At 62.0% G+C, this 13,390-nt stretch carries 16 protein-coding genes; 3 read left to right on the top strand and 13 right to left on the bottom strand.

What is annotated here, in order from left to right:
• Window positions 1-26: 26 nt before the first annotated feature.
• The 7 genes from BBJ66_RS25725 to ruvC all read right to left on the bottom strand — a co-directional run bounded on the left by BBJ66_RS25725 (window position 27) and on the right by ruvC (window position 4,431).
• Window positions 27-539: an NUDIX hydrolase gene (locus BBJ66_RS25725; RefSeq protein WP_071090787.1), complete on the bottom strand. Its 513-nt coding sequence runs from the start codon at window positions 537-539 to the stop codon at window positions 27-29.
• A gap of 6 nt (window positions 540-545) precedes the next feature.
• The gene (locus BBJ66_RS25720; RefSeq protein ID WP_071090784.1) at window positions 546-1,448 is read right to left on the bottom strand and encodes a metallophosphoesterase; all 903 of its coding nucleotides are present in this window, start codon (window positions 1,446-1,448) and stop codon (window positions 546-548) included.
• Window positions 1,449-2,489, bottom strand: a complete 1,041-nt coding sequence (gene ruvB, locus BBJ66_RS25715; protein WP_049734617.1) for a Holliday junction branch migration DNA helicase RuvB — start codon at window positions 2,487-2,489, stop codon at window positions 1,449-1,451. It lies immediately after the preceding gene.
• An 82-nt stretch (window positions 2,490-2,571) separates the two neighbouring features.
• Window positions 2,572-3,186, bottom strand: a complete 615-nt coding sequence (gene ruvA, locus BBJ66_RS25710; protein ID WP_049734616.1) for a Holliday junction branch migration protein RuvA — start codon at window positions 3,184-3,186, stop codon at window positions 2,572-2,574.
• Between the two features lie 13 nt (window positions 3,187-3,199).
• A complete protein-coding gene (locus BBJ66_RS25705; RefSeq protein WP_049734615.1) occupies window positions 3,200-3,613 on the bottom strand; it encodes a type II toxin-antitoxin system VapC family toxin in 414 nt (137 codons plus the stop codon).
• A complete protein-coding gene (locus BBJ66_RS25700) occupies window positions 3,613-3,864 on the bottom strand; it encodes an AbrB/MazE/SpoVT family DNA-binding domain-containing protein (protein ID WP_071090781.1) in 252 nt (83 codons plus the stop codon). The genes BBJ66_RS25705 and BBJ66_RS25700 overlap by 1 nt, the downstream gene beginning before the upstream one ends.
• Window positions 3,865-3,921: 57 nt before the next feature.
• Window positions 3,922-4,431, bottom strand: coding sequence for a crossover junction endodeoxyribonuclease RuvC (ruvC, locus tag BBJ66_RS25695; RefSeq protein WP_071090779.1), 510 nt, complete (start codon window positions 4,429-4,431; stop codon window positions 3,922-3,924).
• A 243-nt stretch (window positions 4,432-4,674) separates the two neighbouring features.
• On the opposite strand from ruvC, the gene BBJ66_RS25690 reads away from it, so the two are divergent.
• Together BBJ66_RS25690 and BBJ66_RS25685 are read left to right on the top strand one after the other, a co-directional pair.
• A complete protein-coding gene (locus tag BBJ66_RS25690) occupies window positions 4,675-6,990 on the top strand; it encodes a methyl-accepting chemotaxis protein (RefSeq protein WP_071090776.1) in 2,316 nt (771 codons plus the stop codon).
• A gap of 128 nt (window positions 6,991-7,118) precedes the next feature.
• Window positions 7,119-8,120 (top strand): LLM class flavin-dependent oxidoreductase, encoded by a 1,002-nt coding sequence (locus BBJ66_RS25685; protein ID WP_071090773.1) that lies wholly within the window; start codon window positions 7,119-7,121, stop codon window positions 8,118-8,120.
• 76 nt (window positions 8,121-8,196) lie between these two features.
• Here BBJ66_RS25685 and BBJ66_RS25680 read toward each other — a convergent pair whose 3' ends face one another.
• Entirely contained in the window at window positions 8,197-8,943 is a 747-nt protein-coding gene (locus BBJ66_RS25680; RefSeq protein ID WP_049734610.1) for a YebC/PmpR family DNA-binding transcriptional regulator, read from the bottom strand.
• A 116-nt stretch (window positions 8,944-9,059) separates the two neighbouring features.
• Complete coding sequence (locus BBJ66_RS25675; RefSeq protein ID WP_049734609.1) at window positions 9,060-9,494, bottom strand: DUF6636 domain-containing protein; 435 nt, start codon at window positions 9,492-9,494, stop codon at window positions 9,060-9,062.
• Between the two features lie 136 nt (window positions 9,495-9,630).
• Here BBJ66_RS25675 and BBJ66_RS25670 point away from each other — a divergent pair, with 136 nt between their 5' ends.
• Window positions 9,631-10,134 carry a pyridoxamine 5'-phosphate oxidase family protein gene (locus tag BBJ66_RS25670; RefSeq protein ID WP_071090770.1) on the top strand — a complete coding sequence of 168 codons (504 nt, stop codon included), beginning with the start codon at window positions 9,631-9,633 and terminating at the stop codon, window positions 10,132-10,134.
• 33 nt (window positions 10,135-10,167) lie between these two features.
• Here BBJ66_RS25670 and BBJ66_RS25665 read toward each other — a convergent pair whose 3' ends face one another.
• From BBJ66_RS25665 to BBJ66_RS25650, 4 genes are all read right to left on the bottom strand, one after another.
• Entirely contained in the window at window positions 10,168-11,013 is an 846-nt protein-coding gene (locus tag BBJ66_RS25665) for an MBL fold metallo-hydrolase (RefSeq protein ID WP_071090767.1), read from the bottom strand.
• Window positions 11,014-11,133: 120 nt separating this feature from the next.
• Complete coding sequence (locus tag BBJ66_RS25660; protein ID WP_049734606.1) at window positions 11,134-11,958, bottom strand: TIGR00282 family metallophosphoesterase; 825 nt, start codon at window positions 11,956-11,958, stop codon at window positions 11,134-11,136.
• Between the two features lie 3 nt (window positions 11,959-11,961).
• Window positions 11,962-12,549 carry a 5-formyltetrahydrofolate cyclo-ligase gene (locus BBJ66_RS25655; RefSeq protein WP_071090764.1) on the bottom strand — a complete coding sequence of 196 codons (588 nt, stop codon included), beginning with the start codon at window positions 12,547-12,549 and terminating at the stop codon, window positions 11,962-11,964.
• A gap of 116 nt (window positions 12,550-12,665) precedes the next feature.
• Window positions 12,666-13,370: a hypothetical protein gene (locus tag BBJ66_RS25650; RefSeq protein WP_049734604.1), complete on the bottom strand. Its 705-nt coding sequence runs from the start codon at window positions 13,368-13,370 to the stop codon at window positions 12,666-12,668.
• Window positions 13,371-13,390: the final 20 nt, after the last annotated feature.

Genomic DNA, 13,390 nt, shown 5'->3' with positions numbered 1-13,390 from the left:
GTTCACACACTGCTGGAATGTTTGCGTCAGTCCTCGTCATCGAGATTGCCGTCGCGCCAGACGAGATGACGGGGCGCTGCGGGCAGGTTCTCGATTTCATCAGCGATGAAATAGGGCGGAATGTCGAGCGCGGTCAGGGCCTGGCGCGTCGCAAGCACCCATTTGAATTCGAGATGGTTGTCGCCGTCTTCGACGCGATGGATGATTTCGTGCGGCCGGAAGGGGAATTCCGGCGGGATGTGCATCAGATAATAGAAGCCCAGCTCATGCCAGTCGCGCTCTTCGTAGCGGAAAAAGTTCTCGACGATCCAGAGCAGGCGGGAGACGGTGACTTCGACGCCGAGTTCTTCCACCATTTCCCGTTTCAGCGTTTCCTCCGACGTCTCGCCGATTTCCGCCCTGCCGCCCGGAAAGGTCCAGAAGGGTTCATGCACGGCGCGATGAACAAGAACGTGGCCATCGCGGAAACCGAGGCCGGCGATGCGATAATTGAAACGCTCAGCGCCCGCAGTCAGGCGGATGAGTGTGCGCTTGCTCATGGCATTTTATCCGAGATCGATCACGACGATTTCCGGCGGCACGCCGAAGCGCACCGGCGCAATGGAGCAGCCGAGACCGCCGGAGACGATGATATTACGCCCCTCCTCGACAATATGGCCATAGGCGTAGCGATTGCCGTAACGCGAGGGGACGATTGGCGAATGGCCGAGGAAACGGATCTGTCCGCCATGGGTGTGGCCCGACAGCGTCAGCGAGACCCGCTCGGGAACGCGCGGAAAAATATCGGGTTCATGGGCGAGCAGAATGACGGGCGCATCGTCGGTCACCTCAGCCAGCGTTCCATCGAGATCGTCGAGACCGAGCATATGTGTGCGGCCCCATTTCCGGCCGGGTAGCAGTGCCAGCTGATCTTCGAGGCCTGCCAGCCAGAAGCCGCGACCGTCCTTTTCGAGCCGGACGGCGCGGTTGCCATAGACCGGGATGCCGACGTCGGCGAGCGCCCGGTGCCCGAACGTTTCCATGCCGCCGTTCTTCTGGGCGGTCTTGTCTTTCCACCAATCGTGGTTGCCCATGATCGCATGGACGCCGAGAGGGGCCTGCAGGGTGGCGAGTGCCTTCGACCATTGGCTCGAATGCACGTATTGGGTCACCATGTTCATGCCGGCGGCGTAGTCGCCGAGCAGGACGGTGATATCGCCTTCGAGTTCGTTGGCCCTGTGACAGATCGCGGTAATGCGACTTGCCGACATCCAGGGTTCGCAGGCATGAAGATCGGCGAGCGCGACGATGCGGAGCTTCAGTCTAGGCGTCCATCCCGGCGGCGTCAGCCGGTAGCGGGCGATGCCGAGCCGTGCCAGCGGCTCATAGGCGAAGGCGTAGCCACCCACCGACATGACACCTGCGATACCGCCGCCAAGAACCTTGAAAAATCCGCGGCGGGTGATCACTCAGTTGTCCTCCTGGAACAGCCGGAACTGCGCAGCCTCCAATTCCTTGGGCGGTTGCATTCCGAGATGTTTCCACGCGATTGCGGTCAGAACACGGCCGCGCGGCGTGCGCTGAATGAAACCCTGCTGGATCATATAAGGCTCAATGATGTCCTCGATCGCGTCGCGCGGCTCGGAAAGGCCGGCGGCGATGGTTTCGATGCCGACCGGGCCGCCGCCGAAATTGACGGCGATCATGTTGAGGTAACGTTTGTCGAGCTGGTCGAAGCCGACATTGTCGACCAGCAAGCGGGTCAGCGCCTCGTCGGCGATCTCGCGGGTGACGGCCTCGGCCCTTGCCACCTCGGCGAAGTCGCGCACGCGCCGCAGCAACCGGCCGGCGATGCGCGGCGTGCCGCGGGCGCGTCTTGCGATCTCGCGGGCGCCCTCTTCGGTTATCGGCAGGTTCATCAGCCGCGCGCCGCGGCGCACGATCAGCTCCAGCTCCTCGACCGTATAGAAGCTCAGGCGCACCGGGATGCCGAAGCGGTCGCGCAGCGGCGTCGTCAGCAGGCCGAGACGGGTGGTCGCCGCCACGAGGGTGAATTTCGACAGATCGATTTTCACCGAGCGGGCGGCAGGGCCTTCGCCGATGATCAGGTCGAGCTGGAAATCTTCCATGGCCGGATAGAGGATTTCCTCAACGGCGGGATTGAGGCGATGAATCTCGTCGATGAAGAGAACGTCGCGCTCTTCGAGATTGGTGAGCAGGGCGGCGAGATCGCCGGCCTTGGCAATCACCGGACCGGACGTCGAGCGGAAATTGACGCCGAGCTCCTTCGCCATGATTTGCGCCAGCGTCGTCTTGCCGAGGCCGGGTGGGCCGACGAAGAGCACATGGTCTAGCGCCTCGCCGCGATTCTTCGCCGCCTCGATGAAGACTTTCAGATTGGCGCGCGCTTCCGCCTGGCCGGTGAATTCGTCCAGCGATTGCGGGCGCAACGTGATGTCTAGATCTTCGCCCCGCTTTTCCGGCGATATCAGGCGGGCGGGTTCGCTCATGCTCTCATTCCGTTTTGAAACCTGTCACAGCAATACACCAAAAATCGGCTGCCTCGACATCCAATCATCGGTTTTCCGGCCTTCACCGCGCCAATTCCTTCAATCCCAGTCTGATCAGCTTGGCGCTGTCGGCGCCATCGCCGGCCACCTTCATCGCCGCGGCAACGGCATTCGCCGCCTGGTCTCTGCTGTAGCCGAGGTTGGTCAGCGCGGAAACCGCGTCGGCAACGGGTGCGGCCGCGACCCCTTCGCCGAGTTCCTGCTTGAGGGCGATGTTGATCGCTTCCCCGGCATAGGCCGGCGCCCGGTTCTTGAGCTCGGTGACGAGGCGCATTGCCACTTTCGGGCCGACGCCCGGCGCGCGGGAGACGGCGGCGCGGTCCTGCAGGGCGATCGCATTGGCGAGTTCGCCCGGCGTCAACGTCGAGAGCACGGCAAGCGCCACCTTGGCGCCCACCCCCTGGACGCTCTGCAGCAGGTTGAACCATTCCCGCTCCAATGCGGTCATGAAGCCGAAGAGCTTCAACTGGTCCTCGCGCACATAGGTCTCGATGAACAGCACGCAGGCCTCGCCGGCTGAGCCGAGCTTGGACAGGGTGCGGGCCGAGCAATGGGCGACGTAGCAGACGCCGTGCACATCGACGAGCACATAGTCTTCGCCGATCTCGTCTATAGTGCCTTTCAGCTTGCCGATCATGGGGCGCGGTCTCTCAAGGGTGCGTTTCGGGCGTGATAAGTTCCACGGAGGGGAAATAAGACCTGTATCCACTGGGATCGCGGGTCAAAATTTTATAGCCCCTGATCGCCGCATGGGCGCCGATGAGGAAGTCGGACAATATCCGTTCGCGTCCTCCGCCGGCGCGACGGTAAAGCCGGAAGGCTTGAGCCGCGGCAAAAGCTGCCGGCCAGGGTAGGTTCTCGCGGCGGAATTCATCCTGCGGAAGCAGTTGCTCAACTTCATCCATATCGTCGTAGCGAACGGAAAATTCGGAATAGATGATCGGATTTATGAGGACCGGCCCATCTCTGAAGACGTCCAGCATTTTCCGACGCGACCAACAGTGCCAGTCCGAACCGGCCACAGCCAGATCGACGAGTATGTTTGTATCGACAAGCGTCGCCATCAGCGATCACGGGTCATCGACATGAGGTCTTCGGCATCGGTCGCCTGATCACCGGTTCCTTCGAGACGGCGGATCGTTTGCAGGAAGCGGTCCAGCCGACCTCGATCCTCGATCTCCTGCTTGCCATTCTTCGGCGAGAGGACGAGCTTGCCGCCCTCGATCGAGAAGATGACCTCGCTGTTGGTCTCGATGCCGGCAAGCTCCCTGAGATCGCGAGGAATGGTGACCTGGCCTTTGGAGGTGACGCGCATCTTGCTGCTCCTTCAAAGTAAGAATTATCCTTACCTCCGGAACAAGTCAAGAACAGATTAGCCGGCCAATGCCTGCCGCATCCGGTTGCTGCCGCGATTATGCGCATGGCAGATGGCGATCGCCAGCGCGTCGGCGGCGTCGTCGCCCTTGAATTCGACCTTCGGCATCAGGATCTTCAGCATCATGTGAATCTGACGTTTTTCGCCGTGGCCGACGCCGATGACGGCCTTCTTCACGGCATTCGGGGCGTATTCTGAGACGTGCAGCCCGGCGCGCGCCGGCACCAGCATGGCGATCCCGCGGGCCTGGCCGAGCTTGAGGGTCGCCACCGCATCCGTGTTGACGAAGGTCTGTTCGACAGCGGCTTCATCCGGCTTGTAAGCGTGGACGACCTCCGCCAGGCCGTCATGCAACTGGCAGAGGCGAGAGGCGAGGTCCATGTCTCCATCGGAGGTCACTGTGCCGGAGGCGACAAATCGCAGGGAATTGCCCAGCGTGTCGATAATTCCCCAGCCGGTGCGGCGAAGGCCGGGATCGATGCCGATGATGCGAATCGTATTTTGCATGGTTCAACCTAGAGCGACTGCGAAATAACTGCCATCGATATGTGAACAAAACAAAAACATTCTCGGATTTAAGACGCTCCATTTACCGCGAATTAAAACAGATGCTTGAATTCTAGTGTCAAATACGAAGGGGGTCTCGTGTCGCAAGGAGATAAGCCCCCCGATGTTCTGTTCAAAGATCAGTCGATCAGGCATGCGCTGCGTGCCCACGCCGGCAGGTGTGTCAGAGGGGGTTCGTCGTACATGGCTCAGAGATTTCAGTCCCTGTCCTTCAAGGTCATTGCCACATTCATTCTGCTGACCGTGCTGTCGATTGCCGTGATCGACGTGCTTGCCTATTTCGCCAGCAGCCGGATCTCCGACGAGGAGGCGCTGAAGGCCAAGCAGAGCGTGCTGATCTTTCGCGGCGACATGCTGCAGGACCAACTGACGCAGCTTGAAAACCAGGCAAATTCCATCGCACGCATCGAAGCGCTGCAGATGTCGATCACCAGCCTGAAGAGCGGCTGGAAGACGATCGAGAAGACCTCGGGCGATGCCCGCGCCGAATTGAAGAAGGTTTTCATCGCGGGCAATCCCAACCCGGCCGACCAGCGCGAGAAGCTGATGAAGCCGGAAGGGCCGAGCGGCTTTTATTATTCGAACCATGAGAAGACGCAGGGCGAGGTCGCCCGCGATCTCGAGGATACCGCCTTCAGCGACCTGTTGATCGCCGATCTCGACGGCACCGTGCTTTATTCCTACAAGAAGCAGGACGACTTCGCCGAAAACTTGAAGTCGGACGCCTGGAAGGCAACCGGCGCCGGCATCGCCTTCGCCAAGGCGATCGAGAATACCGCCAAGGCGACCGATGATGCCGCACCGACGGGCTTTTCCGGCCTTCGCGTCGATGCCGCCAGCGGCGATTCGGCGATCTTTTATGCCGTGCCGATCGTCAAGCTCGGGGCGGCCAAGGGCATTTTCCTCTTCAAGGTGCGCGACGACATCGTCACCAGCATCCTCGGCAAGGGCATCGTCCAGGACAGCACGGCGCGGGCGGCGATCGTCTCCGGTGATGGCTCGGCAGTCGGGCTCGACGCGAGCGGCAAGCTTGCGACGCTCGATGCGACCCCATTCACCTTCATCAAGGACGCGCTTGCCAGTTCGGCGATGTCGGTGGCCGATTTCGACAGGACGGACGGGCCGGCCCGCGCCTATGTCCGCGGCATCGACTACCGCGGTGACCGCTTTCTCGTCGTCGAAAGCGTGCTCTTGAGCGAGCTCAATGCTGGCTCGATCGAGATCGCCACGCTGCTGACGATGATCGGCATCGGCGTGCTCGTCGTCATGGCGGTGGCGACCGGCCTCGTCACCAATTTCCTGTTTTCGCCGCTTGCGCGGCTTGCCGGCGTCACCCGCGACGTTGCCGACGGCAAGCTCGATAGCGAGATCGGCAGCCTGAACCGCAAAGACGAGATCGGCACGATGGCGAATGCGCTCGCCCGTTTCCGGCAGTCGCTGATCGAAAGCCGCGAACTCGAGGTCGCCAGCGAAGAGACACGCCTGCAGGCCGATCGCGACCGCCAGCAGAATCTGGCTGAGCGCGAGGCCGAGGCGAAGACGCTGCAGCAGGTGGTCGAGGCGATCGATGAAGGCCTGCATCATCTGGCGAGCGGCGATCTCGCCTATCAGATCGATCGGCGCTTCCCGAACGAGCTCGAAAGCCTGCGCATCAATTTCAACGAAGCGCTGGCGACTCTCAGCGAAACCATGACGGCCATCGGCGGCAACTCGATGGCGGTGCGTGCCGGCTCCGAGGAGATGCGCACCGGCGCCGACGAGCTTGCCGGCCGCACCGAGCGCCAGGCCGGCTCGATCACCGAGACGGCGAATGCGATCAGCGCCATCACCCAGTCCGTCCGCCAACAGATCGAGCGGGCCGAACAGGCCGAGCGTATCGCCCGCGACGCCAAGAAGGAGACGACCGGCTCCGGCGAGATCATGCGCGAGACGATCGCAGCGATGGAGGCCATCCAGACCTCCTCGCGCCAGATCAACACGATCATCTCGGTCATCGACGACATCGCCTTCCAGACCAACCTCCTGGCGCTCAATGCCGGCGTCGAGGCGGCGCGTGCCGGTGAATCGGGCAAGGGCTTCGCCGTTGTCGCCATGGAAGTGCGCGAACTTGCCCAGCGCTCGTCGAGTGCGGCAAAGGAGATCTCCAGCCTGCTGCAGAAATCGACGCATGAGGTCGAAAGCGGCGTGTCGCTTGTGGAAAAAGCGGGCGTTGCGCTGACCGGCATCGGTGCCCGTGTCGAGGCGATCAACGCACAGATCAACGACATCATGGGTGCGACGCGCGAGGAAGCCAATACATTGCGGGAGATCAACAGCGCCGTCGCCGAGCTCGACGCAATGACGCAGCAGAATGCCTCGATGGTCGAGGAGACGACGGCGGCGATCCACAGGCTGGCGACGGAAGCCCTGGAAATGGACCGCCAGCTCGGCAATTTCACGTTGCCGCCTGACCACCACACGCCGAGCGCCGAGGTGCATGTGCTGCGCCGTCACCGGTAGACATCGGTTCCAGTATTGCAATCAAAAGGGTCGCGCTCGCGCGGCCCTTTTGATTGCGCACATGGTTTGGAATGGCGCGGGGGCGAACCTACATAGGCTGCATCTTTCACTTGCCCGGCAGGTTTCCCATGGTTCCCTTCTCCATACTCGACCTTTCCCCCATTGCCGACGGCAGCACCGTTAGCCAGTCTCTCGAGAGCTCTGCGCGGATGGCGCGCAAGGCCGAGGAATTCGGTTACAAGCGCTTCTGGCTCGCCGAGCATCACGGCATGCCGGGGATCGCCAGTGCGGCCACATCAGTCGTCATCGGTCATGTCGGGGCGGCGACGAAAAGCATCCGCATCGGCTCCGGCGGCATCATGCTGCCCAATCATTCGCCGCTTGTCATCGCCGAGCAATTCGGCACGCTCGAGGCGCTCTTCCCCGGGCGCGTCGATCTCGGTCTCGGGCGCGCGCCGGGAACGGACATGCGCACGGCACAGGCACTGCGGCGCAACCTCGAGGCCGGCGCCAACAGCTTTCCGAACGACGTGGTCGAACTGCAGCAGTTGCTCGGCACGCCGGTCGAGAACCAGGCGATCCTCGCCGTTCCCGGCAACGGTTCGCATATTCCGATCTGGCTGCTCGGTTCCAGCCTCTACAGCGCCCAGCTTGCCGCCATGCTCGGGCTTCCCTATGCCTTCGCCTCGCATTTCGCGCCCGACATGCTGCTCGATGCGATCGCGATCTACCGTGACCGCTTCCAGCCCTCGGCGACGCTCGACAAGCCCTATGTGATGGTCGGCGTCATGGGCGCGGTGGCCGATACGGACGAGGAGGCACGCTACCATTTCACCTCCGCCGAGCAGCAATTCGTCAACCTGCGCCGCAATGTCCGCGGCCCGTTCCCGCGCCCGGTGGCCGATATGAAAAACTTCTGGTCGCCGATGGAGAAGATGAACGTCGAGCATACGCTGCGTTACGCCGTGGTCGGGTCGCCGAAGACGGCGGAGGCGAAACTGACGGAGTTTCTCAAGGAAACGCAGGCCGACGAGGTGATTATCTCGATGCCGATCCATGGCATCGAGACGCGGCTGAGATCGGTGGAACTCTTTGCGGGCTTGGGAAGCTTCATGCGCGCCGCGGCATAGATCCGCAAAGGCGCAGCTCGGCACAAAAAACCCGGCGTCACGGCCGGGTTTTCCATGGGCGATCGATTGAGGAGAATCAGGCCGAGAGCTTGGCCAGTACTTCTTCCGAGACCTCGAAGTTGGAATAGACGTTCTGCACGTCGTCATCGTCTTCCAGGCTGTCGATGAGCTTCATCAGCGACTGGGCCTTTTCCTCGTCCACCGGCACGTTGTTCTGGGCGCGCCAGACGGCCTTGACGGTTTCGGCTTCGCCGAGGCTTGCTTCCAGCGCTTTCGCCACTTCGCCGAGGGCTTCGAAACCGCAGGTGATGTAGTGGCCTTCCTCGTCGGTCTCGACATCGTCGGCGCCGGCTTCGATCGCGGCTTCCATCATCTTGTCGGCATCGCCGACGGAAAGCTTGTAGGTGATTTCGCCGACATGGTCGAAGGAGAAGGAGACCGAACCGGTTTCGCCAAGCGCTCCGCCGGCCTTGGTGAAGATCGAGCGGACGTTGGAGGCGGTGCGGTTGCGGTTGTCGGTCAGGGCTTCGACGATGATCGCCGTGCCGCCGGGGCCGTAACCCTCATAGCGGACTTCATCGTAGTTTTCGCCGTCGGCGCCGGCTGCCTTCTTGATGGCGCGGTCGATATTGTCCTTCGGCATGGACTGGGCCTTGGCGTTCTGGATTGCCAGGCGAAGACGGGCGTTCATCATCGGGTCGGGCAGGCCGGCCTTGGCGGCTACGGTGATTTCGCGCGCAAGCTTGGAGAACATTTTCGACCGCACGGCATCCTGACGGCCCTTGCGGTGCATGATGTTTTTAAACTGTGAATGGCCAGCCATGGCACCCCTGTTCACGTCTCATTGTTCGGAATGGGCCGCCTTATAAGAGCGAAACGGCACCCGTTCAAGGAAAAAGCGGTGGATTTGCCGCACGATGCGCAGGCCCGCCGCCCGTCTCAGTCAACCGTCAATCGCTTGCGGCTGGCCAAGAAACCATGTCCGTCCCGGCGTCGGCAACGCAGCCCCTCCGTGCCGGAGGTGCAGGAATAGGGCCCACCCGTCCAGCTATCGCCATAGTCGAGAATATGGTCATCGCTGCAGCAGGCGGTATCGCCTTCCATCTCGAAGATAAAGGCCTTGCCGCTTGCCGACAGGATGAGGCGGACGTAGAGCGGCTCTTTGCGTTCGCAGGCAAGCTCCGGACCGCCGTCTTCGGGAACATACATTTCGACGCCGCCCTTTGGCGTATAGACACAGCCGATATTCCTTGTGGGGGTGACGAAGACGACTTGGCCGTTCTCGTCGGGCTTGAAGGTCTTTTCTGCCGCAATGACTGTTGGCGCAAAAGCTGCGCAAAAAATCAAAACCAGGATCGAATGTTTTGTTCGCATGGTGATCTTTTCTCGTTCAGGCGCACTATCGCATATTCCCGCACGCTGAAAAGGCGGCGTCGTCCCGCTGCCTCTGCGGGGAACAAAGGCGAGGGGATGACGTTTCAAGAACTCCATCCAACGGAAAGGAACGGTCATGGCAAGTCTCAGCGATGCGCAGGAACAGCCAGCACGTCAGCTCTGGGATCAGGTCAACGCTGTCCATGCCGGCATGCTCGGAATTTCGGGGCTGGATATGCACATGCAGCCGATGGCGCCGCATGCCGATCCCACCACCAACACAATCTGGTTCTACACCAAGGCCGATGCCGACATCGTGCGCGCCATCAAGGCCGGCAGCCGCGCGCATTTCTGCGTCATCGGCAAGGATCACGACTATCACGCCTGCCTTTCCGGCATGATCGACGTGCGTCCCGACCCCGCCAAGATCGAGGAGTATTGGAGTTCGATCGTCGCGGCCTGGTATGACGGCGGCAAGAAGGATCCGAAGCTCACCATGCTTTCCCTCCATGTCGACGATGCCGAGATCTGGGTTTCCACAGGCAACACGCTGAAATTCGGCTGGGAGATCGCCAAGGCCAATCTCGATGACGACAAGTTGCCCGACGTCGGCATCAAGCGCAATCTGCACTTCGCCTGACGCGTCACGGCCCGGAGCAGACTGCCGGGCCTTCTACTGCACACCCTTCAGCACATAGATCAGGGGCTTCTTCGGCAGCGTGCGCATGGAGACGGTGATACTGTCATCAGGCGCATTGGCGACGTCGAAATCCTTGCCGAACATCGAGACGAAGGCTTCGACCGGCGGGCCGCGCCGGTGCATCGGCAAAATCAACGACGAGCGCAGCCGCTTGATGACGCGGCTCATGCTGTCGGCGCCCATCGTCAGGCCGCCATCGACCGGAACCATGACGACGTCGAGGCGGCCGATCTCGCTATAGTGGGCATCCGTCAATTCGTAGTGCAGGTGGCCGAGATGGCCGATGCAGAGGCCGGCAATTTCGAAAATGAAGATCGAATTGCCGTTCTCCTGCGAGCCGCCGAGGCCGTAGCTGAAGCGGATATCCGTAGGCACATTGCGGATATAGGCATCGCCGACGACGAGATCGACATCGGCCTTTTCGCCTGGAACGTCGCTCCATCCATGCAGCACATGCTTGATCTCGGGATCGGGCGTCAGCGTGTAGTGGGTCGGGTGCGCCTTGTTCATGGTCACGACATCGGGCATCGTCGCCGGCCTGTACCAGCCGTTATAGTCTGTCGCGATGACGATGCCGCCGGGAGTGTCGATCTCGAAGGTGGAATGGCCGAGGAAGGTGAATTTGACCTCTTCGCCCTCGGAAACGGCCGGCGTCAGCGGCGCGGCGCGGGAAAAGTTGGCGAAGGTTACCTTCGGGATAGTCTCAGCGATCGCCTGGCACTGGCTGACGGGCGTTCGCTGTTCCTGCGCTCCGGCAGGACTTGCCGCGGCGAAGGACGCAAGGCATGCGATAGCGAGGACGAGGTATTGCGGCTTCATGCCAGCCCTCCGGCGCTCTACCACTTTGAATTGGCGGCGGGAGGATGCGGCATGAGGTCGCAGCGGTCCAGACCAGGGATGCTCACGATTGCGTGTTGGGCGCGCCTTGCACCGGGTAGACTAGCGCCAGAACTCCGGCACCGTCTCGGCCAGCCGCGGTCCGAGCCGGAGCGGCGCGATCTTTTCGGCCAGGCCTGTGCTGTCCGAAATTTCCACACCGACGCCGCAGATCGTCGCCGGGCCGCTCGCCGCTTCCATGCGGCCCTTCGGCATCTTGGAGATGAAGCGGTTGAGCGGCTCTTCCTTATCCATGCCGAGGGAGGAGTCGTAATCGCCGCACATGCCGGCATCGGACATATAGGCGGTGCCGCCGTTCAGGATCTGCGCGTCGGCCGTCGGCACATGCGTGTGGGTGCCGACGACGAAACTGGCGCGGCCGTCGACGAAATGGCCGAAGCACTGCTTCTCGCTGGTCGCTTCCGCGTGAAAATCGAAGATGATCGCATCGGCCTGCTCCTTCAGCGGGCAGGCGTCGAGGATCATCTCCGCCGATTTGAAGGGATCGTCGAGTTCCGGATGCATGAAGACCCGGCCCATGACATTGGCGACGAGCACGCGTGCGCCGTTCCTGGCATAGAACAGTCCGGAGCCGCGGCCGGGCGTGCCTTGCGGATAGTTGGCCGGTCGCAGGAATTGATCGTGCCGCCCGGCAAAAGCCACGGCTTCCTTCTGGTCCCAGACGTGATTGCCCGTCGTCACCACGTCGGCGCCGGCATTAATCGTTTCCAGAAAGATGTCCTCGGTGATGCCGAAGCCGCCGGCGGCATTCTCGCCGTTGACAACGACGAAATCGAGCTTGAGGTCGGAGATCAGGCCGGGAAGGCGGTCCCACACCGCCGTGCGTCCCGTCTTGCCGACCATGTCACCCAGAAAAAGCAGCCGCATTCCCTATCCAATCCAAGAGGCAAAAAAGCGAAGGCCGCTTTCTGTCAGGATGGCATCCAGGCTTATGTCATGCGGCTCGTCCGGCACATGTGCCACTTCCTGGCAGTCGAATGCAATGCCGATCAGCTTCGGATGCAGGCCTTTTTGCCTCAGCCGGCTGATGGCGCGGTCGTAATGGCCGGCGCCGTAGCCGATGCGGTGGCCGCGGGCATCGAAGGCTGAAAGCGGCACCAGCATGATTTCCGGATCAAGAATGGCGGCATCGTCGCCAGGGCCGACCGTGCCGAAACCGGTATCGACAAGCGGTGCACCCTCTGCCAGTTCGCGAAAGACGATGGTCTGCCGGTCGAGGATCGCCGGCACGCAGAGCCGCGCACCGCGCAGGGCAAAGCGTGCCATCAGCGGCCTGAGATCGGCTTCCGAACGGATCGGCAGGAAGCCGGAGACAATCGTTCCCAGCGCAAAACCAACCGCCTCGCCGGCATGATCGGCCATTGCAAGGCTTTTGGAAGCACGCTTCTCAGGGCAAAGGGAGTCGCGCGCCGACAGTCGTTCGTTGCGCAGCTGCGTTTTCAGTTCTTTCACGGTCATTCGATCCGCCGGATAGGAAAGGTTCAAGCGAGCATAGACGGCTGGGTGCTCGATGCAAATGCCGGATGCGACAGCGCTGCGCCCGTTTCACGTCTTGCCGGGGATGCGGCCGAAGGTCAGACGACGATACTTGTCGGGATTGTCGCTGTGCCGATGGAGAAACCTGCCATATCGGCAGCGGCATTCGCCCCGGCCTGCCGGTTCTGCTGCTGCAGGTCGTGCATCGCCTTTTCGAGCAATTGCTTAAGTTCGCGCACGACCGCCTTGAACTCTTCCATCGTATCTCGATCATCGGCCGAGATCCCCGAGAATTTTGGCGCGTCCTCGGCCGTGCTCTGGTAGGCCTCGCGGGCCTGGGCGGCGTCGACTGGTTCCTGCGATCCGGTCGCTTCGGCCGCGGTTATTCCGGAGGCATCCGTCAATGCAGCCTCAGTCGCGCTCGTCGCGGCGGCCGCTGCATCCGTGGTTGCGTCCACCGAGGCGACTGCTGCCGGGCTGCTGGTCGCAACCGATGATGCGAATTCGGAGGCGGCGGTACCGACCTTGCGCGCCAGTTCGGCGGCCAGACGGGCGACCACCTCGGGCGGCATGTTGGAGCTGCGCAGCATCTCCAACTGCTGCTTTGCCTCTTCCAGCTTGCGTTGCGCCTTCGTCTTGGTTTCGTCCTCGGAATTCGCCGAGGTCTGGCGCATCTGCTGCAGCGTCTGGGTGCTGCGCTGCAGTTTCAGCACACCCTGATCGGTCTCGTCTAAGGCGGCGGATATGGCTGCCGTCGAAGTGCCGCGCAAGATGATGGAGGCAGACGTGGTTGCGACCTGCATAGACAATCCCCCGATAATTC

This window comes from Rhizobium sp. RSm-3, assembly GCF_001854685.1.
Taxonomy (GTDB): Bacteria; Pseudomonadota; Alphaproteobacteria; order Rhizobiales; family Rhizobiaceae; genus Rhizobium; species Rhizobium ecuadorense.
This window is presented reverse-complemented; position numbering and strand designations above follow the sequence as displayed.